The organism is Bacteroides sedimenti, from assembly GCF_040365225.1.
Taxonomy (GTDB): Bacteria; Bacteroidota; Bacteroidia; order Bacteroidales; family Bacteroidaceae; genus Bacteroides; species Bacteroides sedimenti.
Genome location: NZ_AP028055.1, coordinates 3,353,381 through 3,374,130 on the forward strand (window position 1 = coordinate 3,353,381; position 20,750 = coordinate 3,374,130).

Consider the following 20,750-nt stretch of genomic DNA (forward strand, 5'->3'; position numbering starts at 1 on the left):
AGGCGACGTATTTCTTAATAAATTAAACGGTTAAATTATTAACGCCAATAACTTCTGAAAAAAATATAAAACGGACTACTAGTTATTAATCTCTTTTATTATATGAATAAATTGCCTACATTTGCAGTTTATGGGAAAAAAGTCAGTAGAGATATCTATGAATCACATTATTAATCGATTATAATTCCATAAAACAATCATTTATAAAACAAACACTATTACTAACTATGAGAAAATTTCAATTAGCAGTAGTCCTGTGTTGCCTTGTTACGCAAAGCTTTGCTCTGAAGCCGTTACTGAACGGTTTTAAGTATGGAGAACAGAAAGCACCTGCTGGCAATGAATGGGAATCGCCTGAGTATTTAGCCTTGAACAAGGAGCAGCCTCGTGCTTATTTCTTTCCGTTCAAGGATGTGGAGAGTGCACGAAAGGTGCTGCCTGAATACTCTGCCTACTGGAAATCATTGAACGGAGAATGGAAGTTTAATTGGGTGAAATCGCCGGAACTACGTCCGAAGAACTTTTATGAAACCTCGTACGATGTTTCTTCATGGGATAATATTCCTGTGCCATCAAACTGGAATGTTTACGGTATTCAGAAGAATGGGGACCTGAAATACGGAGTGCCCATCTATGTAAATCAGAAGGTTATCTTTAAGCACACCGTGAAGGTGGGCGACTGGAAGGGTGGCGTTATGCGGCCTGCTCCCGAAAACTGGACTACAGCTAAATATCCGAACGAAGTGGGTTCTTACCGTCGTGATTTTGAAATTCCGCAAGACTGGGACGGACGAGAGGTTTTCATTAACTTTGAAGGAGTAGACTCATTCTTCTATCTCTGGATAAACGGCCAGTACGTCGGATTCTCCAAAAACTCACGCAATGCCGCCTGCTTTAATATAACCAAATATCTGAAAAAAGGAAAGAATGTAGTGGCTGCCGAAGTTTACCGTAACTCCGACGGCTCGTTCCTGGAAGCACAAGATATGTATCGCTTGCCGGGTATCTTCCGCACCGTGGCGCTCTATTCTACTCCGAAGGTGCAGGTACGCGACTTACGGGTAATACCTGATTTGGATGCAACCTACACCAATGGTTCGCTGACCATCAATACAGATATTCGTAACCTGGGTAAAGGTAAGGCAAAAGGCTACAAAATGGTTTATACACTCTATGCCAACAAGCTTTATTCTGATGAAACAACTCCGGTGAATGGTGTAATAGCTACAGCAAATGTGGATGTTATTGAAGCCAATCAGCAGGTTGAGGCACAACAGGCTATTATGAAGGTTGAGGCTCCCAATAAGTGGTCGGCTGAATTGCCATACCGCTATACTCTGGTAGCTGAGCTGAAAGACAAAAAGAACAAAACAGTGGAAACAGTTTCAACAATCGTTGGTTTCCGCAAAGTTGAGATTAAAGATACAAAGGCTGCCGATGATGAATTCGGATTGGCCGGACGCTATTACTATGTGAACGGTAAAACCGTGAAGCTGAAAGGGGTGAATCGTCACGAAAGCAATCCCGAAACGGGTCACGCAGTTCCACGCGAAAGGATGTTTCAGGAAATCATGGTGATGAAACGTGCCAATATCAATCACGTACGTAACTCGCACTATCCTGACGATCCTTACTGGTATTTCCTGTGCAACAAGTACGGTATCTACCTTGAAGATGAGGCAAACATAGAATCGCACGAGTACTACTACGGTGAAGCTTCGCTTTCGCATCCTGTTGAGTGGAGAACGGCACATGTGGCACGTGTGATGGAGATGGCGCACAGCAACGTAAACAACCCTTCCATCGTAATCTGGTCGCTGGGTAACGAAGCGGGTCCGGGTAAGAACTTTGTGGCTGCGTACGATTCTTTGAAGGCATTCGACGCTTCTCGCCCGGTTCAGTACGAACGTAATAACGATATTGTGGATATGGGCTCTAATCAGTATCCTTCCATCGGCTGGATGAATGGAGCTGTAAAGGGCAAGTATGATATCAAGTATCCTTTCCACGTTTCAGAATATGCTCATGCCATGGGTAATGCCTGCGGTAACCTGGTAGATTACTGGAAAGCCATCGAGTCGACCAACTTCTTCTGTGGTGCTGCCATCTGGGAATGGATTGACCAAGGCTTGTACAACTACGATAAGAAAACCGGCGAACGTTATGTAACTTACGGAGGTGACTTTGGTGATATGCCCAACGACGGACAGTTTATCTTCAAAGGGGTTGTGGCTGCCGACTTATCGCCGAAACCTCACTACTATGAAGTGAAAAAGGTATATCAGCACATAGCTGTTGATTCGGTTAACATCAATGAAGGTACTTTTGAAGTGTTCAACAAGTACTATTTCAAGGATCTTTCCGACTACGAGCTTCGTTGGTCATTGTATGAAAACGGCAAGGAAACTCAGTCCGGAAATATTGCTCTGGGCGCTGTTGCTCCACGCACAAAAGTGAAAATCAGCGTTCCTTATCAGTTTGATAAGCTGAATGCCGACTCGGAATACTTTGTGAAATTCCAGTTCATGTTGAAGAACGACATGCCTTGGAATAAGAAAGGATATGTTCAGGCCGACGAACAGTTCCTTGTTAAGGGAGCTGTTAAACAACCATCTGTTGCTGAGGTTGCCAAAACAGCATCTGCCGACAAACTGGAACTGACGGATTCTTCATCAGACATCAAGACTGTGAAGGGTAAAAACTTCGTGGCTCAGTTCGATACCAACACCGGAACCATCTACAGCCTGACTTACGGTAACGAAACAATCATTGCTCCGGGCAATGGCCCGAAACTGGATGCATTCCGCGCATATACCAACAACGACAACTGGGCTGTTTCAAAATGGTACGAATGTGGTTTGCATAACCTGAAACACAAGGCTACAAGCAGTAGCTTCATGAAAAAGGCAAACGGAACAATCGTGGCTTCGTTTACGGTTGAATCACAGGCGCCGAACGGTGCCCGCCTCATTGGAGGTACTACTGCTACAAAGAACAGCATCGAGGAACAAACCGACAAGAAGTTTGGCGAGAATGATTTCAAATTCACAACCAACCAAATATGGACAATCTACCCCGACGGTTCCATCGAACTACAGGCAAGCATAACCTCAAACAATGAGTCAGTGGTATTGCCTCGTCTGGGTTATGTAATGAAAACACCAGAAAAACTGGCAAACTTCACTTACTACGGACGTGGTCCGATAGATAACTACAACGACCGTAAGACAAGTCAGTTTGTAGAACTCTACAAGAGCACGGTGAAGGATGAATTCGCTCCAATCGTAAGACCGCAAAACGTAGGTAACCACGAGGAAGTACGTTGGTGTGCCCTTACGGATAATGCCGGAAACGGGGCAGTGTTTGTGGGTGACGGAAACTTGTCGGTATCTGCCCTGCAATATTCTGCCAACGACCTGGTGGCGGCTGCTCATCCTTATGAGTTGCCGAAAGGTGGCGATACGTATCTGCACCTCGACTTAGGGGTGACCGGTCTTGGTGGCAACAGTTGCGGACAAGGCGGTCCGCTGGAACAAGACAGAGTAAGAGCCGGACAACATTTCATGGGATTCATTATTCGCCCGGCCGGTCAGAATCTGACTAAAACCGCCAGCGTTTCAGTTGCCGGAGAAATGCCTCTTGCTGTTACACGCAACCGTGTAGGTGAGGTGAAAATATCTACTATCAAGAAAGATGCAGTGATTTGTTATGCTGTGAACAAAGGTAAAGCAAAGATATATTCAGGAGTAATCCCAATGCGTGATGGCGGAAGTGTAACTGCCTGGTATAAAGAGAATCCGCAGATGGAGACTACTGCCTCTTTCACTAAAATTGAGAGTGTTCACACTAACGTAATCTTTGCAAGTAGTCAGGAATCCGATGAAGGCGATGCTTCGAATCTGACCGACGGTGATGTTTCAACAATCTGGCACACCATGTATTCGGTCACTGTGGCCAAGCATCCGCACTGGGTAGACTTGGATGCCGGCGAAGTGAAAACAATCAAAGGATTTACCTGGTTGCCTCGTCAGGATAGCTACAATGGCGATGTGAAGGATTATACAATCCACGTCAGCATGGATTGCAAAAAATGGGGAGAGCCGATTGTTAAAGGTGTATTCGAAAGAAGTAAGGAGGAGAAGAAAGTTATGTTCAACAAACCTGTGAAAGCCCGTTATATCCGCTTTACCGCGCTGAGCGAGCAGAGAGGGCAAGATTACGCAACTGGCGCCGAGATTACAATCTTAGCCGAGTAATTTTTGATAACTACATAAATGGGGTGTCCGGGAGGTTGAATGCTTCTCGGACTCTCTTTTTTGTTTTGATGATAAATGTTTCGATTTTTCAGATATTTGTTATCTGGTTGCTAACTAGTGTTTTATCATGAATTATTCTGATTTCATTTTTTAAATTTTAGTCTCTGGTAAATTATTGATAAGACCTGACACATCTCATGCTAAAGTCTGCAGAAGTTTTTTTCAGGAATTAGCTACTTTGAGATAAAATTAAAAGTGTACCTTTGACTAGAAGATAATTGTAAATTAAAAAAAATTATGAGGCAAAGAGAAAAAAGAAAGCCTTTCAGTTATTATATTCGTGTTCTGCATCGTGATATCGGATTTTTCCTCATTGGGTTGACTGCAATCTACTGCATTAGCGGAGTAATACTGATTTATCGGGATACCAATTTCTTGAAAGACGAGAAAGTGGTTGAAAAACAGCTAAAACCCGATTTGAAAGGATCTGAACTTTCAGACGCATTGAGTCTCCGGAAATTTAAGGTGACCAGAAATGATGGAGAAACAATCTTCTTTAATGAAGGGACTTATAATACAACTACTGGTGTTGCCAGATATAGTTTGCAGGAACCTCCTGTATGGCTAAAGTCATTTAACAAGTTACATATGACATCAAGCAAAGGTCCAGCTGCTGCATTTGCAACAATTTTTGGGGTTTTACTATTGTTTATGGCCATCTCTTCATTCTGGATGTTTAAACCGAATACAAAACATTTTCGCCGTGGTATTTACCTGGCAGTTGCCGGGTTGGTGTTTGCAATCGTTTTGCTGTTGCTTTAATCTGCAAAGATGAGTAAAAAAGGCTTAACTTACCTACCCGGATAGCTGAATAGGTAATCTTTAATTCCTTCGGTATAGGTGTTTACCGAATAGCGAACAGAGAACCCATTGGGAAATCTACTTATATATTTTTCAAGAGGAGTAGAGAAATATCCTATTCTTGTATAGGCTTCAACATCTCCTTTATTGTCGTGGTAGAGTATGAGATGAACCTGTGGCTTGCCTCCCTGATAATATATGCCCTCCTCAATAAAGTTAAATGAGTGTGTGGCACTCTGAAGTTTAATCTGTAAAGTGAGGTTTATGTAGCGTCCGCTCAACCAAATACTTTGAATGCCTACCGGGTCGGTTTTCATTTGTGTCCCCGAAGCTAGTTTGCCAGGGGTGGGAGACACAACCTTAGATAGTGACCAGATGTCTGCTTTTGCGTAACTACCAGAAATAGTCGAGGTGGAAGGTTCGTAATAACAAATTACACGCGTACTAATATCAGCTTCAAGTTTACTTTTAGTACGATCAGTCTCTATTTGGTATACAGAATCCTTGTCTGTAGTTAGAGATATAATATTGCCTTTACTGTCGGTTTGAACATTGACAAACTCCAGTTTTACTGAAGGGAACACATACTTGTTCTCCTCTCCCGAACACGAAAGTAGGGAGAGAAGAATCAGAAATAAGTATGCATTTCTCAGTTTCATGCCTGAGCTGCTAAATAGTTTATCAATGGATTGGCATACATTGCCAAAAGTTTCTCTGTGAGGAATGGTACATCTTTGTCGGGCAGATCGATTTTTTCTATCTGATTGGTAATGTACTCTTCAAAGCGGGTTTTATCTTCCGCAGTATAATGCTGTGCATACCGTCCGTCACCCGCAAGTAAATCGCAGGCTACGTAGTTTCCGGGATAGATTCTGTAATTACGGTGTATCTCTTTGTCGATGGCTGTCGAAACCTGTGCAAATAATTCTGTCTTAGGTTGGTTGCGCTCAAGCGTCAAAAGAGTTTCGTTTAGACAATTACCTACCTGAAAGTGTACCTGTCCCTTGAATCCAAAAAGACCTGTTTCCATATTTTTCAGGTCGTCCTGAGTGGTTTTCTTGTACCCTTCAATATCACGTTTAAGCTGAAACTCCTTTGCCTTTAGAAAATCGCAAGGGTCGTACTCGTAAGAAATGGAGAGAGGAGCTATATTCAGAGGTAACAGACGCTCTATGATATCTCCTTCGCCACCCATTGCTAGCATCTTAAGTACGCTTTCCTGTGTGCGGTCGTTAGAATCCTTGGCACGTCCTTCACGCTGTGCTATCCAGATAGACTGATGCTTCTGGTTGATAGCAAAGTGCATGTAGCGTGACATGCGAGCTGAAGATTCGAGCATCTGGCGCATGGTAAGGCCACGCTGTACAATGAACGATTTGTTTACACGCACCAGTTTTTTTATCCAAGGATAAATAAGCAGGTTGTCGCCAATAGCAATTTCTACTGTATCCATTCCCTTGTCCAATAACAATATGGAAAGGAATCCTGAATCAAGTATAATATCGCGATGGTTAGAAATATAAGTATACGAGAGCTCACCATTGGTTGGCACAGAGTGTTCTAGTGTCAGTCCTGTGGCATATTTTTTTGCGATTCCCCAAAGGAACTCATAACAGAAAGCTTTCTGAAAATCTAAAGTAGTTTTACAGCTTCGCATTTTTGCTGCGACGGCTTCAAAAGGAACTCCCGGGAGTGCATATGCAATAGCTCCCTGAAAGGCCGGATCAGCTATAAGCTCCTCGAATATCTGAGGTAGTTCTTCGCTGGTATAAGGACGAATTTCGTCAAACTCAGTAGGAATTTTCATAATATTAAAACTTATTCTCAATAATATCTGTCATCACATCTTTGATATCGAGTCCGGCAGCACGAACTTGCTGCGGGATGAAGCTGGTAGCCGTCATTCCCGGAGTAGTATTAATCTCTAACAGATTAATTTTATCGCCTTCGGTGATAATATAATCGATACGGATAATGCCGTTGCAGCCCAGAATATCATAGATAGCCGAGGTAAGAGTTTGTACTCGTTTGGTGAGTTCTTCGGAGATGCGGGCAGGGGTAATTTCGTCTACCTGTCCGTTGTATTTGGCATCATAATCAAAGAACTCATTTTCAGTAACAACTTCTGTTATAGGGAACACGGTTGACTTACTTTTTGTTTTATAGCAACCGCAAGTAATTTCAGTACCTTGCATAAAGGCCTCTATAATTACTTCTTTAGCTTCTGCAAAAGCCTTTGCAATGGCTGGCTGAATTTGTTCGGCAGATTTTACCTTGGTTACGCCAAAGCTTGAACCTCCCAGATTGGGTTTGATAAAACAAGGTAAACCAATTCTTTCGATCACCTCTTCATTACTGATAGCCTGTCCTTGACGCAGCATAACTGATTCAGATACCTTCACTCCAAAACCTTTGAGGTAGTGGTTGCAGGAAAATTTGTTGAAAGTCAGTGCCGATGTTAGAACATCACAACTGGAATATGGTATTTGAAGCAGGTCAAGATAACCTTGCAACTTACCATCTTCACCCGGAGTACCATGTATTGTGATGTAGGCAAAATCAAACTTTATCTTTTCGTCGTTCAGCTGGAAGCTAAAGTCATTTCGGTCTAAAGGAGTCTTGTTGCCGTCAGGCAATTGAACTTCCCAACGGAGACCCTGCATTTCAACAATATACAGGTTGTACTTCTCTTTGTCTATAAAGGAATAAATTCCCTGGGCGCTGCGAAGGGATACGGGGAGTTCGGACGAATCTCCACCGGCAACTATTGCAATAGTACGTTTCATTCTATTTCTCGATTTGATATATAGCCTCTCCATTTGTCAATAAGCTGGACCATGTCCTTTGGCAGTTCGGAAGTGAAGAACATCTCCTTACCTGTACGTGGATGTACAAAGCCCAGTGTCATGGCATGTAATGCCTGACGTGGACAAATATCGAAACAGTTGTTTACAAATTGTTTGTATTTACTAAAGTGTGTTCCTTTTAAAATTTCGTGTCCTCCATATCGAGCATCGTTAAACAGCACGTGGCCGATATGTTTCATATGTACACGAATCTGGTGTGTTCTTCCCGTTTCAAGTACACATTCCACCAGAGTAACATAACCAATTCTTTCCAGAACGCGGTAGTGGGTCACAGCATGCTTGCCGATTGTGGGGTCGGTAAAGAAGGCCATCTGCATCCGGTCTTTCGGGTTTCGTGCAATATTGCCCTCAATTGTGCCTTCATCATTCTCTATAGTGCCCCATACCAGAGCATTGTACTTACGTTTAGTGGTTTTGTTGAAGAACTGTGCTCCAAGGTGGGTCTTGGCGTCGGGTGTTTTGGCAATCACCAGCAAGCCGGAAGTATCCTTGTCGATACGGTGTACTAGCCCTACCTGTGGGTCGTTCGCGTCGTAAGCAGGATTGTCTTTTAAGTGCCATGCAATGGCATTGACCAGTGTTCCTGTATAATTCCCATGCCCTGGATGAACTACGAGTCCGGCAGGTTTGTTTACTACCATCAGGTCATCATCTTCATAAACTATATCCAGTGGAATATCTTCAGGGATGATATCATTCTCATAGCGAGGGCGGTCCATCATTACAGTGATCACGTCGAATGGCTTAACACGGTAATTGCTCTTTACCGGTTTTCCGTTGGCCATTACACAACCGGCTTCTGCGGCTTGTTGGATGCGGTTGCGTGAAGCATTTACAATGCGTTCGAACAGGTATTTGTCTACTCGTGTAAGGGCTTGTCCTTTATCAACTATGACACGAAAATGTTCATAGAGTTGTCCGGGGCCGTTATCGACCTCTTCTTCCTCAAAATCAACAATTTCGTCAATATCTTCTATATCTACTATTTCTTCGGGTAATTCTTTCATGGAGTTATTCGTTAAAACCAGGACTCTTCCGCGGCGGGTTGATCTTCGGTTTTGTTCGATGTTCCCTCTTCGCCATTTTCGTTCATCAGAAGAGAGTCTTCCTGTATCACCTCTTTTTGGCCGTTACCCACCATAAGTGTGAGTGTAGCTCCGGTAGGAACTCGTTCACCAATCATCAACTGACGACCTTTATATTTAACACCATAAACCCAGTCGAGTTCACCTGTAACCAGTTCGTTGGGAGCAAGAACAAATCCTGCTGATATCAGCTTGGCAGTAGCTTGACGCACCGAACTGTTATCGGCTACATCGGGAATTGTTTGCATAGGCATTGTTAAAGAGTTAATAGTTAGATAGATAACTCTTCCTTTTTTTACCTGCTGGCCGTCGGATGGATTCTGTTCCAGGATACAACCAGAGGCTTTGTCTTTGTCATAGCTGGAGTCCACCACTATGCAGTCGAGTCCACGGTTGCGAAGCATCATGTGTGCTTCCTCCTCATTCATTCCGCGAAGGTTGGGAACAGTTACTGATTTGCCATGTTGGGTGTAGATATCGATGCACTTCAGAACACCAAATATTAGTAAACCCGCCAGAACAATCATTGCTATCACATTCCACCAGAAGTATTTATTCTCTTTGAAGGAAAAGAATTCTTTTATTGTCATATGCAGTTTTTTCTATTCTCTTTAAATTGCGGTTCAAAGATAATATAAAAAACAAAAGAAGTAAAGGTTCTTATTGCAAAACCTTTACTTCCTTGTATAATCTCGTATTTTAACCGATATTATCTTCCGTTGTATTCGTCAGAAACAGTTAGTTTCTTTCTTCCTTTAGCGCGACGTGAAGCTAAAACTCTACGGCCGTTAGCAGAAGCCATTCTCTCACGGAAACCATGCTTGTTCTTTCTCTTTCTGTTAGAGGGTTGAAATGTTCTTTTCATTGCTTATATGTTTTATTGTTATTATTCTAATTCAGAATCGGGATGCAAAAATAGGGACTTTTTTTTAATTAACCAAGATATAAGTCTTTTTTAGTCAAAACATTTTGTGTTTTTTATCTATTTAGATTACTTTTGCACTCGAAACAGATGAAATGAGAAAAATAGAAAGATAAATAAATAGCTAATTAAAAAAAAGTATGATCAATTCACAAGACATCAAGAACGGAACTTGCATCCGTTTAGACGGAAAGCTCTATTTCTGTATCGAATTTCTACATGTAAAACCAGGAAAGGGAAACACAATCATGCGTACTAAGTTGAAAGACGTAGTTTCAGGCCGTGTTCTTGAGCGCCGTTTCAATATCGGTGAAAAGCTGGAAGATGTACGTGTTGAACGTCGTCCTTTCCAATTCTTATATAAGGAAGGCAATGACTATATATTTATGAACCAAGAAACTTATGATCAGGCTCCTATCGCTCATGACTTGATCACAGGTGTTGACTTCATGAAAGAAGGTATGATTGTAGAAGTGGTTTCTGACGCTTCAACTGAAACAGTCCTTTTTGCTGAGGTGCCTGTTAAGGTTCAACTTTTAGTTACTTATACTGAGCCTGGACTTAAGGGAGATACTGCAACAAATGCTAGCAAACCTGCAACAGTAGAAACTGGAGCAACTGTACGCGTTCCTTTGTTTATTAACGAAGGCGAGATTATTGAAATCGACACTCGCGATGGTTCTTACCAAGGTCGTGTGAAAGCATAATCTTTTTAAAACACATATAATAATCAGAGTCCCCTCTTTTTGAGGGGATTTTGCTATATACCAGTCTTACTATGTTCTACTCCGTTATAATTCCTGTATATAATCGTCCGGATGAGGTGAACGAACTACTTCTAAGCCTAACCCGACAGAGTTTTACCAATTTTGAAGTTCTGGTAGTTGAAGATGGCTCTTCAGTACCTTGCGAAGATGTGGTAAAGAAGTACAGTGGTGTGCTAGATGTGAAATATTTCTTTAAACAGAATTCTGGTCCCGGACAAACCCGTAATTACGGAGTTGAGCGGAGCAAAGGAGATTACCTTATTATCCTTGATTCGGACTGCATTATACCTGAAGGCTATTTTGAAGCTGTAGAGGCAGAACTTAACAGCGAACATGCCGATGCTTTTGGTGGTCCCGACCGAGCGGATGATTCTTTCACTGATATGCAGAAGGCAATAAATTATGCCATGACTTCTTTCTTTACCACCGGTGGAATCAGAGGAGGAAAGAAGAAGCTGGATAAATTCTATCCACGGAGTTTTAATATGGGAGTGAAACGTGATGTTTATTTGGCACTAGGAGGCTTTTCTAAAATGCGTTTTGGCGAAGATATCGACTTTAGTATCCGGATTTTTAAGAATAACTATGAATGCCGGCTCTTCCCAGATGCATGGGTGTACCATAAACGGAGAACCGATTTGCGAAAGTTCTTCAAACAGGTGCACAATTCGGGCATTGCCCGCATCAACCTCTATAAAAAATATCCGGAATCTCTGAAGTTGGTTCATTTGCTTCCGGCAGCATTTACTTCCGGTTTGATAGTCCTGCTGCTTTTATCTTGTATTACACTCTGGGCATTGCTTCCCATTTTGTTCTATGCATTGATTATCCTTCTTGATTCAGCCTTGCAAACTAAAAGTCTGAAAATCGGGATAATCGCAATCGCGGCCTCGTTTATTCAGCTAACCGGCTACGGATCTGGTTTCATTCAAGCATGGTGGAAAAGGGTGTTCCTGAAAAAGGATGAATTTTCTGCCTTTGAGAAGAACTTCTATAAATAAATACTATATTTGGATTATTAATCCAGAAGCACGGATTCTGCAAATGACTGTTTGGTGAATCCGTGCTTTTTATTTCTATGAAAAAACTATGAAGAAGTTAACCATCAACCAATGGGCGGAAGAGGATCGCCCGCGAGAGAAGATGCTTGAGAAAGGAATTGGTGCGCTGACTGATGCGGAGCTGCTGGCAATCCTGATAGGGTCGGGGAACAGGGATGAGACGGCGGTGGCTTTGATGAAACGGGTACTTGCCTCATGCAACCATAGCCTGAGTGAACTAGGGAAACGTTCGGTAGAAGAACTGTGTGATTTTAAGGGTATAGGTCCCGCGAAAGCAATCTCCATTGTTGCAGCTTCGGAACTGGGGAACCGCAGAAAAGCAGCCGACCTTGTAGAACGTGGTATCGTAACTTGTTCTACTGATGTCTATAATCTCATGTACCCTGTAATGTGCGATCTGGCCACTGAAGAGTGTTGGGCGCTGTTGCTTAATCAGTCCAACAGATTGATTGACAAGGTGCGTATCAGTTCGGGTGGAATCAGTGAAACTACGGTGGATGTACGATGTATCATGCGGGAGGCTTTGCTTAAACGGGCTGTTACCCTGATCCTCTGTCACAATCACCCGTCGGGAAGTATTCGTCCAAGTACGGAAGATGATAAACTGACTAGTAGGGTGAGGCAGGCCGGCAGCTACATGAATGTCAACCTAGCCGACCATGTAATCGTGTGTGACGGAAACTATTACAGCTATGCAGATGAAGGACGCATTTAATTGAAAGATTGATTCATTATATATTTCTTTATATTTATCTTTGCAAAAATTAAAAACTGAAATATGACAACATTTGAAATAGAAGAAAAGATTGTAGAGGTCTTAAAGACAGTATACGATCCGGAAATCCCGGTCAATATCTACGACCTCGGATTGATTTATAAAATAGATGTGAATGACAGTGGCGAAACGGTGATTGACATGACCCTGACAGCTCCCAACTGTCCAGCTGTAGACTTTATCGTGGAAGATGTTCGCATGAAGGTTGAATCGGTAGAAGGAGTTACCTCAACAACGGTGAACATCGTATTTGAACCAGAATGGGATAAGGATATGATGAGCGAAGAAGCTAAACTGGAGTTAGGTTTCCTATAAATAACAAGAAGATGAAAAAAGTATATTTTCTGGCAGACGCTCACTTGGGCTCACGTGCCATTGAACATGGACGTACTCAGGAGCGTAAACTTGTAAATTTCCTAGAGAGTATTCGTCATGATGCTATGGCAATATATCTGTTGGGAGATATGTTTGATTTCTGGTATGAATTCAAACTGGTGGTACCTAAAGGATATACCCGATTCCTTGGGAAGATTTCTGAACTAACTGACGCGGGTATCGAAGTTCATTATTTTACCGGTAATCATGATATTTGGTGTGGTGACTATCTTGAAAAGGAGTGCGGCGTGATACTTCATCGTAAATCAATCACTGCTGAAATTATGGGTAAGGAGTTCTACCTGTCACATGGTGATGGACTGGGCGACCCTGACAAATCGTTCAAGTTGCTCCGAAAAATGTTTCACAACCAAACGTTGCAGACTCTCTTTTCGGCATTGCATCCACGATGGAGTGTGGAGCTAGGACTGAGTTGGGCAAAAAAAAGCCGATTGAAGCGGGTGGACGGTAAGGAACCAGAATATATGGGTGAAAACAAAGAGTTTTTGGTGCTTTATACTAAAGAATACTTAAAAAATCACCCATCCATTAATTATTTTATTTATGGACATCGACATATTATGCTCGACTTGATGCTTTCGCTCACTTCGCGGGTAACTATTCTGGGTGACTGGATTAACTACTACTCTTATGCTGTTTTTGATGGACAAGATTTGATCCTGGAAGAGTATGTAGAAGGAGAACAGCCCTTATAAGCCGTTTACTGGAGACTTCTCATTTCGTATTGATAACTTTTGTTATTATAAGAGGGTCTGTAATCTTGAAAAATATTTTTTCTCTTTTGTAGGAGGTGCAAAAAAAGAAGAGGAATAGCCGTATAGCGGTTCCTCTTCTTTTTTTATTTCGAAACAGAGAATTAAGCGTTAACTCTTTTTTCTTTGATTCTAGCCTTTTTACCTGTAAGAGCACGAAGATAATACAGTTTAGCTCTACGAACCTTACCAATTTTGTTCACTTCGATGCTATCAATAAAAGGAGATTCGATAGGGAAAATTCTTTCTACACCTACAGTTCCTGACATCTTACGAACAGTAAAACGTTTTTTGTCTCCATGGCCTGAAATCTTGATAACAACTCCGCGATATTGCTGGATACGTTCTTTGTTACCTTCAGTAATACGATAAGCTACAGTGATTGTGTCTCCGGCTTTGAAGCTAGGGTGCTGTTTGCCTGTAGCAAATGCTTCTTCTGCAATTTTAATAAAATCCATTGTTTTATATTTTAAAATGTTTTATCGTTACAACGCAACATATCAAGTAACTCTTCTTTGACAGCGATTGCGCGAAAGCGGTGCAAAGGTGCGAAATATTTATCAGATAGCCAAATATCTTAAATATTTTATATATATTTGGCTCTAGAAATCTGCATATTATGAACAAATATAGATCAAATAAGGTTCTGACGACGCTCTGTTTAACGGGACTATTTCTTTTTCCAGCCTGTCATTCAGTATATAAACTGACAAGTGTTGAAGGTCGCCGAATTGAAATAAACTCAATATACGATAAATCGCCCGACCAAGAGGCTGCTGAAATTCTGACTCCATACAAAGCAAAAGTTGACAGCATCATGTCACCGGTAATTGGTTTCAGTGAAATGGATATGTCAATAGGACGTCCTGAGAGCTTGCTCTCCAATTTGGTGGCGGATGCTCTCTGGAGTTATTCAAATTCACTTCCAGAACAGAAGGTTGATTTCGCTGTCATCAATATGGGTGGACTAAGAAGTTCACTTCCAAAAGGGGAGATCGCCTTTGGTACAATTTTTAAAATACTTCCATTCGAGAATTCGCTTTGCCTGCTTTCTATGAAAGGGAAAGATGTACGTTTTCTCTTTAAGGATATTGCCAGAGTGGGAGGTCAGGGTGTGAGCCATATTAAGCTTTTACTTTCAAAACCTGTTCAGGCAGAAGTTCTGGAAGCTACTATTGACGGTGAGCCTATCAATGATGAAAAGAGTTACTGGGTAGCAACCCTTGATTATTTGGCTGAAGGAAACGATGGGCTGAGCTCTTTTCTGAAAGCAGAAAAACGGGTGTGTCCTGAAGGTGCCACCATACGGCAGATATTTCTAGATTATGTGAAAGCGAAAACGGTCAGAGGAGAGAAAGTAACTTCCCGATTAGACGGAAGAATTGAAATCATGAAATGAAAGAGGAGGATATGAGACGAATAATATTACTTATAACAACTGTATTTTTGTGCTGCCAACTTTCCGCTCAGCGGGTAAAAGAGCTGACGGTGCTGCATACAAACGATACTCACAGTTTGATAGAACCAGTGAGCAAACTAGATGTCAACAAGGAACAGGCTGATAAAGGAGGATATGTAAGAAGGGCTGCCATGGTCAGGGAGATGCGGACAAAAGATCCAGATTTGTTGTTATTCGACTGCGGTGATTTCTCTCAGGGAAGTCCTTATTACAATATGTTCCAAGGAGAAGTGGAGATAAGGTTAATGAATGAGATGAAATATGATGTTGGAGCTATTGGCAATCATGAATTTGATTTTGGTCTAGAAAATATGGCACGTCTTTTTCGGATTGCAAAGTTTCCATTTGTTTGTGCTAACTACGATTTCAAAGGTACTGTGCTTGAAGGGTTGGTGAAACCATATGTAATTTTAAAAAGGAAAGGGTTAAAGATTGCTGTCTTTGGATTAAGCCCTGAAATGGAAGGGCTAATTCAGGCCGAGAAATGTCAAGGAGTTGTTTTTCACAATCCTTATGGGATAGCCAATAAGGTTGCTGCTTTGCTGAAAGAGAAGGAGCATTGTGACGTGATAATCTGCCTTTCTCATTTGGGATGGCGTGCCTCGACGAACAACTCCTTTTGTGATGAGGAGTTGATTAGTAAAACACGCAATATTGATTTGGTGCTGGGAGGTCATTCACATTCCATGTTGGAAACTCCCCACTATTATAAAAACTTGGATGGAAAAGAGATACCGGTGACCCAAATGGGGAAAAACGGCGTTTATATAGGTAAGATAAACTTAAAATTTACAAGGAAATGATCAAGAAAAGCATTGTATTAATCCTTGTCCTTTTATACACGACAACAACAAAGGCACAAGTAGAACCGCTACTGGTTTATAAAATTGCACAACAAAAGGACTGCCAGGAGTGGGTGGAGCACACCCTTTCCCGGATGAGTGAAAAAGAACGGATTGGTCAGCTATTTATCCATACCGTAACATCGGAGACAAGCAAAGCCAACAAGAAAAAGATTCGTAAGGTAATTAGGGAAAGCAAGGTTGGAGGATTACTGTTCTCCAAAGGGGATATGTATGACCAAGCGATAATGACTAATTATGCACAGTCACAAACAAAGATTCCGTTGATGATTACTTTTGATGGTGAATGGGGACTATCCATGCGATTAGCGAACACCCCTGTGTTTCCAAAAAATATGGTACTGGGATGCATACAAAACGACCGACTAATTTATGAATACGGTCAGGAAATGGCACGCCAATGTAGGGAAATGGGAGTGTCAGTAAACTTTGCACCGGTAGCTGATGTGAACCGTAACCCCAATAATCCGGTGATTAATGTCCGCTCTTTTGGTGAGGAACCACACGATGTTGCAGACAAGGTCGTAGCTTATTCCCAAGGGCTTGAAAGTGGAGGAGTGCTATCTGTTGCGAAACACTTTCCCGGCCATGGGGATACCGATGTCGATTCCCATTTGTCCCTTCCGGTACTTCCTTTTACCCGTGAAAGATTGGACAGCGTAGAGCTTTATCCTTTCAAACAATATATTAAGGCAGGATTGGGCGGTGTTATGGTTGGGCATCTTCAAGTACCTATTATTGAACCGAACCGTTTGTTCCCATCATCACTCTCCAGAAACATAGTCTATGGACTTCTGGCTGACGAACTACGTTTCCAGGGATTGATTTTTACTGATGCACTGGCCATGAAAGCGGTCTCTTCGACTGGGAAAGTCTGTTTGCATGCCTTGATGGCTGGTAATGATATGGTGCTGGCTCCTACTGATGTGGAGACTGAGGTGCAAATTGTGATCGAAGCAATTAAGAAGGGGGAGATTAGTCAGGAAGAAATAGACCGTAAATGTCGAAAGGTTTTGCTGTATAAATATGTGTTAGGGTTAGAGAAATTCCATAAAGTTCGTCTCTCAGGACTGGAACATCGTATTAATACTGCAAATTCAGAAGCTCTGATCCATAAGTTACGAATGGCTGCAATTACTGTGCTGGGAAATAGAGAACAGGAACTTCCGTTCAGGGCATCAGGAGATGAGATTGCTTTGGTAAATGTGGGAGAATCTGGCGCTGACTCTGTTTTTGTGGAAACTATGAAAAAATATGCTCCGGTGAAATGTTATCAATTGAACTACATGATGAATGATTCACTGGTGCAGGCGGTGAAGCATGAGATATCTCTTCATAAGAGGGTGGTTGTAAGCATTACTGCATTAGACTTGAAGCCTTATCTTCATTTTTTCTCTTCTCTTTCGATTACACAGCCGGCTGTCTATGTTTTCTTTACTCCATTTATAGTAATGGAACAGCTGCAGATACCACTTTCAGTTGCTTCAGCAGTTGTACTTGGTCATTCGGCAGATAGGGATGTACAGGCTCAGGTTGGTAATATAATTTTTGCTAAGGCTACGGCTGAAGGACGTCTTTCGGTTAGCGTGGGAACACTTTACAGTCCTGGCGATGGAGTGAGCATTGCTCCCGATACCCCGTACCGTGTTACTCCTGAAGATTTTGGGATGAGTTCGGTTGTCCTGTCGCGTATTGACTCCATTGTACATGAAGGAATTTCGGCTCGTGCTTTCCCGGGTTGTCAAGTATTGGTCATGAAAGACGGGAATACGGTTTATGAAAAAAACTTCGGATATTATACTTATGATGGTGGTCTCAAGGTAAGATCAACTACCATGTACGACCTTGCTTCACTTTCAAAAACGACTGGAACATTGTTGGCCATCATGAAACTATATGATAAGGGTAAACTAAATCTGGACGATAAAGCCTCTAAATATCTCAATTTTTTGAAGGGGACTGATAAAAAAGATATCACTATCAGAGAACTGCTTTTCCATGAATCGGGGTTACCTGCATCACTGCCTTTCTACAAGCTTGCTGTGGATGAGAATAGTATAAATGGTTCTTTTTTCTCTTCCAAAAAAGATGCCAGTCACATGATTAAAATTGGAGAAAATGCATATGCATGCACTTCCTTTAAATACAAAGATGGATGGGTGTCAAAAATACCTTCTGATGAGTTCACGATGCATGTGGCTGATTCTTTCTATGTGAGTAAAAAGATTCACGATGCAGGAATGAACCTGATTGCCCAGACTCCGCTGAAAGCAAAGAAGTATCTTTATAGTTGTGTGAATTTCATTGTGCTGAAAGAAATTGCTGAAACTATAAGTGGAGAACCGATGGATGTGTTTCTGAATAGAGAGTATTATGCTCCGATGAAATTGTACCGCACGTGTTATCTGCCCATGCGTTCTCATAAGAAAGCGGAGGTAGCTCCAACTGTAATGAACGACTATCTGCGTGGAGATACATTGCAGGGATATGTTCATGATGAATCGGCTGCATTCCTTGGTGGCGTATCAGGCAATGCGGGACTCTTTGCCTCTGCAAGAGATGTGGCACGGGTTTACCAGATGCTGCTCAATGGAGGAGAGATTGATGGAAAACGTTATCTGAGCAAGGCTACCTGTAAACTGTTCACTACCACCAATTCAAAGAGCGGAAGACGCGGGTTGGGATACGATAAGCCCATACCTTCAAATCCAGATGCAAGCTCATGCTGCGTTTCCGCTCCATATGCGGTTTATGGTCATACAGGTTTTACGGGCACTTGTTGTTGGGTGGATCCTATTAACGGACTGGTCTATGTATTCCTGAGTAACCGTACATTCCCAGATGTATGGAATAACAAACTTTCTCAGATGAATATCCGCACAGATATTCAGGAGGTGATTTATCAGTCCATGAAATAAGTATTTATTGTCTATAATAGATAATTTTAAAAGGCTGCATCGAAGTGCAGCCTTTTTTATATAGGTAGGAATATGCATAATTTTCTCAACTATTCACAAAACCATGAAAAGTAGCTGCCACTCAGTTGTGAAATAGTGTAATGGTTGAAAACAATTAAAAAACATAATAGAGGTTTTATATTTATTATACAACTATTATCACGGGTTGGAAACCAGTGGGTTCAGAATAAGATATAAAATGCAGTAAGTATTGCTGTTGTGTATTGCGTACATAGCTTTAGTAACTCAATCTGTTTCCTTCTGTTGTATGATGAGTTACACGAAAACATACTTGTTAATGAGTAATTATTGATGTGCTTCTGCTTTTATCTAGATGCATGAAATAGCTTCTTTTAAGTATAGAAAAGCTTTAAGGCGAGTGGCTTATTCAAAGTAAAGTGAAAAGACAATCATTCTGGAACTCATTTTATCTACTGAATAAGTATACTTTAGCAACGATTTATCATTTAGGTCTGTGCGATTTTTCTGCAGCAGGTTATTGAGGCCGAAACAGAATTTTAGTTCCGGAATCAGTTTGAAGAAAGGTAAGTAGAAATCACAGCCCACCCCTGCTTCCAAATAGCAATCTGCCCTTTTTACTAGCAGTTCCTGGTTCTTTTTTACGCTGAGATCTATCATAGGATTGATTCCGGTCATGATGTAGGGACGGTAATTGTTAAACCGCTCGGCGCTGAATTTCAAATCTAGCGGGAGCGAAAGATAAGTCGATTTAATCTGTTGCCGTTCCTCTTTCAAGCTCTTCTGTTCACGAAAAACAACTGTTTTATCTCCGAAGTGCAGGGTGGGAATGGCCCGTAACGCGAGGTTCTTGTTCAAATAAAGCTCTCCCAATACTCCTACCGTGAATCCCGGGTTGTAGGAGGGTACATCCGCAAACCAGCTTTCTCCATTTTCGGTAATATATCCATTGTTTATAAATTCCAAGTCTTGAGTATGCAGACCGATTAAGAAGCCGTAATGTACCTTTCTCTGATCAATATAAGGACGGTACTGTACTCTTCTTGTCTGGGCATTTACTCCTACAGTCATTAAATAAAGGAATAGTATGGTTAATATCTGTCTCAATTTTATTTTCCCCATTTATTTTATATAACGATAAACATGTCCGCTTATTGCGGGATTAAGGTTGAATATTAACAAATATACAGTTCTCTATTTAGATAATATCCAAATTAGGATAAATTATGAATTAAACATAGTAGGAAATAAATATAATCTTTATTTTTGCTGAACAAATTAGTACTAATATTTAAAATTAAAGACAATGGCTTACGTAATTAGTGATGATTGTATTGCTTGCGGAACTTGTATTGACGAGTGTCCAGTAGAAGCTATCTCTGAAGGTGATATCTATTCTATCAATCCTGAAATCTGTACAGATTGTGGTACATGCGCAGATGTTTGTCCTTCTGAAGCAATACACCCGGGAAACTAAATCCCTTTTAAAAGATAAAAAAGCTATCTCTTTAGGGATAGCTTTTTTTATTTGGAGTCAACTGATTAGTGTTTGTTTGGCGGACGAATAAAAAGTAATGAGGTCTTGCATCAGTCTTATGTGTTTTTATATAAATTATTCCCGCACCAGTTTATTCTGTAATCTGACACTTATGTCCGTTACCCTTTTTCATTTATAGAATTCAATTATTAAATAATATAAAATCCCCTTATTTTGCCTTTTCATTAATGGGAAACGGCTAAAATAGGGGGA

General features: G+C 41.4%; 19 protein-coding genes. 11 read left to right on the forward strand and 8 right to left on the reverse strand.

Features of this window, described 5'->3' with window-relative positions; all coding sequences use genetic code 11:
• The first annotated feature begins 227 nt into the window (after window positions 1–227).
• A complete protein-coding gene (locus ABWU87_RS13375) occupies window positions 228–4,256 on the forward strand; it encodes a glycoside hydrolase family 2 TIM barrel-domain containing protein (RefSeq protein ID WP_353331519.1) in 4,029 nt (1,342 codons plus the stop codon).
• A gap of 297 nt (window positions 4,257–4,553) precedes the next feature.
• Window positions 4,554–5,078, forward strand: a complete 525-nt coding sequence (locus ABWU87_RS13380) for a hypothetical protein (RefSeq protein WP_353331520.1) — start codon at window positions 4,554–4,556, stop codon at window positions 5,076–5,078.
• A 29-nt stretch (window positions 5,079–5,107) separates the two neighbouring features.
• Here the strand turns inward: ABWU87_RS13380 and ABWU87_RS13385 are convergent, their stop codons facing one another.
• From ABWU87_RS13385 to rpmH, 6 genes are all read right to left on the reverse strand, one after another.
• Window positions 5,108–5,776, reverse strand: a complete 669-nt coding sequence (locus ABWU87_RS13385; RefSeq protein ID WP_353331522.1) for a NigD1/NigD2 family lipoprotein — start codon at window positions 5,774–5,776, stop codon at window positions 5,108–5,110.
• Window positions 5,773–6,924, reverse strand: coding sequence for an acyltransferase (locus tag ABWU87_RS13390; RefSeq protein WP_353331524.1), 1,152 nt, complete (start codon window positions 6,922–6,924; stop codon window positions 5,773–5,775). The genes ABWU87_RS13385 and ABWU87_RS13390 overlap by 4 nt, the downstream gene beginning before the upstream one ends.
• 4 nt (window positions 6,925–6,928) lie before the next feature.
• Complete coding sequence (locus ABWU87_RS13395) at window positions 6,929–7,903, reverse strand: D-alanine--D-alanine ligase (RefSeq protein ID WP_353331526.1); 975 nt, start codon at window positions 7,901–7,903, stop codon at window positions 6,929–6,931.
• Window positions 7,900–8,991 carry an RluA family pseudouridine synthase gene (locus ABWU87_RS13400; protein ID WP_353331528.1) on the reverse strand — a complete coding sequence of 364 codons (1,092 nt, stop codon included), beginning with the start codon at window positions 8,989–8,991 and terminating at the stop codon, window positions 7,900–7,902. Before ABWU87_RS13400 ends, ABWU87_RS13395 begins: the two co-directional genes overlap by 4 nt.
• Before the next feature lie 11 nt (window positions 8,992–9,002).
• Window positions 9,003–9,659 carry a PASTA domain-containing protein gene (locus ABWU87_RS13405; RefSeq protein ID WP_353331530.1) on the reverse strand — a complete coding sequence of 219 codons (657 nt, stop codon included), beginning with the start codon at window positions 9,657–9,659 and terminating at the stop codon, window positions 9,003–9,005.
• Between the two features lie 119 nt (window positions 9,660–9,778).
• Window positions 9,779–9,934, reverse strand: coding sequence for a 50S ribosomal protein L34 (rpmH, locus tag ABWU87_RS13410; RefSeq protein WP_353331532.1), 156 nt, complete (start codon window positions 9,932–9,934; stop codon window positions 9,779–9,781).
• 197 nt (window positions 9,935–10,131) lie between these two features.
• Here rpmH and efp point away from each other — a divergent pair, with 197 nt between their 5' ends.
• From efp to ABWU87_RS13435, 5 genes are all read left to right on the forward strand, one after another.
• Complete coding sequence (efp, locus tag ABWU87_RS13415; RefSeq protein WP_353331534.1) at window positions 10,132–10,698, forward strand: elongation factor P; 567 nt, start codon at window positions 10,132–10,134, stop codon at window positions 10,696–10,698.
• 71 nt (window positions 10,699–10,769) lie between these two features.
• Window positions 10,770–11,759 carry a glycosyltransferase gene (locus ABWU87_RS13420; RefSeq protein WP_353331536.1) on the forward strand — a complete coding sequence of 330 codons (990 nt, stop codon included), beginning with the start codon at window positions 10,770–10,772 and terminating at the stop codon, window positions 11,757–11,759.
• Window positions 11,760–11,847: 88 nt separating this feature from the next.
• Window positions 11,848–12,534 carry a RadC family protein gene (gene radC, locus ABWU87_RS13425; protein WP_353331538.1) on the forward strand — a complete coding sequence of 229 codons (687 nt, stop codon included), beginning with the start codon at window positions 11,848–11,850 and terminating at the stop codon, window positions 12,532–12,534.
• 63 nt (window positions 12,535–12,597) lie between these two features.
• Window positions 12,598–12,909 (forward strand): iron-sulfur cluster assembly protein, encoded by a 312-nt coding sequence (locus ABWU87_RS13430; RefSeq protein WP_353331540.1) that lies wholly within the window; start codon window positions 12,598–12,600, stop codon window positions 12,907–12,909.
• Between the two features lie 11 nt (window positions 12,910–12,920).
• Window positions 12,921–13,685: a UDP-2,3-diacylglucosamine diphosphatase gene (locus ABWU87_RS13435; RefSeq protein WP_353331542.1), complete on the forward strand. Its 765-nt coding sequence runs from the start codon at window positions 12,921–12,923 to the stop codon at window positions 13,683–13,685.
• Between the two features lie 161 nt (window positions 13,686–13,846).
• Here the strand turns inward: ABWU87_RS13435 and rplS are convergent, their stop codons facing one another.
• On the reverse strand, window positions 13,847–14,200 hold the full coding sequence (gene rplS / locus ABWU87_RS13440) for a 50S ribosomal protein L19 (protein WP_353331544.1): 354 nt from the start codon (window positions 14,198–14,200) through the stop codon (window positions 13,847–13,849).
• Between the two features lie 161 nt (window positions 14,201–14,361).
• Between rplS and ABWU87_RS13445 the strand changes: the two genes are divergently transcribed.
• The 3 genes from ABWU87_RS13445 to ABWU87_RS13455 are packed head-to-tail and all read left to right on the forward strand — an operon-like array spanning window position 14,362 to window position 18,982.
• Window positions 14,362–15,141 carry a 5'-nucleotidase gene (locus ABWU87_RS13445; RefSeq protein WP_353331546.1) on the forward strand — a complete coding sequence of 260 codons (780 nt, stop codon included), beginning with the start codon at window positions 14,362–14,364 and terminating at the stop codon, window positions 15,139–15,141.
• Between the two features lie 11 nt (window positions 15,142–15,152).
• Complete coding sequence (locus ABWU87_RS13450; protein ID WP_353331547.1) at window positions 15,153–16,004, forward strand: bifunctional metallophosphatase/5'-nucleotidase; 852 nt, start codon at window positions 15,153–15,155, stop codon at window positions 16,002–16,004.
• A complete protein-coding gene (locus tag ABWU87_RS13455; RefSeq protein WP_353331550.1) occupies window positions 16,001–18,982 on the forward strand; it encodes a glycoside hydrolase family 3 N-terminal domain-containing protein in 2,982 nt (993 codons plus the stop codon). The genes ABWU87_RS13450 and ABWU87_RS13455 overlap by 4 nt, the downstream gene beginning before the upstream one ends.
• Before the next feature lie 423 nt (window positions 18,983–19,405).
• On the opposite strand, the gene ABWU87_RS13460 is transcribed toward ABWU87_RS13455, so the two are convergent.
• On the reverse strand, window positions 19,406–20,122 hold the full coding sequence (locus tag ABWU87_RS13460) for a porin family protein (RefSeq protein WP_434533887.1): 717 nt from the start codon (window positions 20,120–20,122) through the stop codon (window positions 19,406–19,408).
• A 184-nt stretch (window positions 20,123–20,306) separates the two neighbouring features.
• On the opposite strand from ABWU87_RS13460, the gene ABWU87_RS13465 reads away from it, so the two are divergent.
• Window positions 20,307–20,477: a DUF362 domain-containing protein gene (locus ABWU87_RS13465; protein WP_321438523.1), complete on the forward strand. Its 171-nt coding sequence runs from the start codon at window positions 20,307–20,309 to the stop codon at window positions 20,475–20,477.
• Window positions 20,478–20,750: the final 273 nt, after the last annotated feature.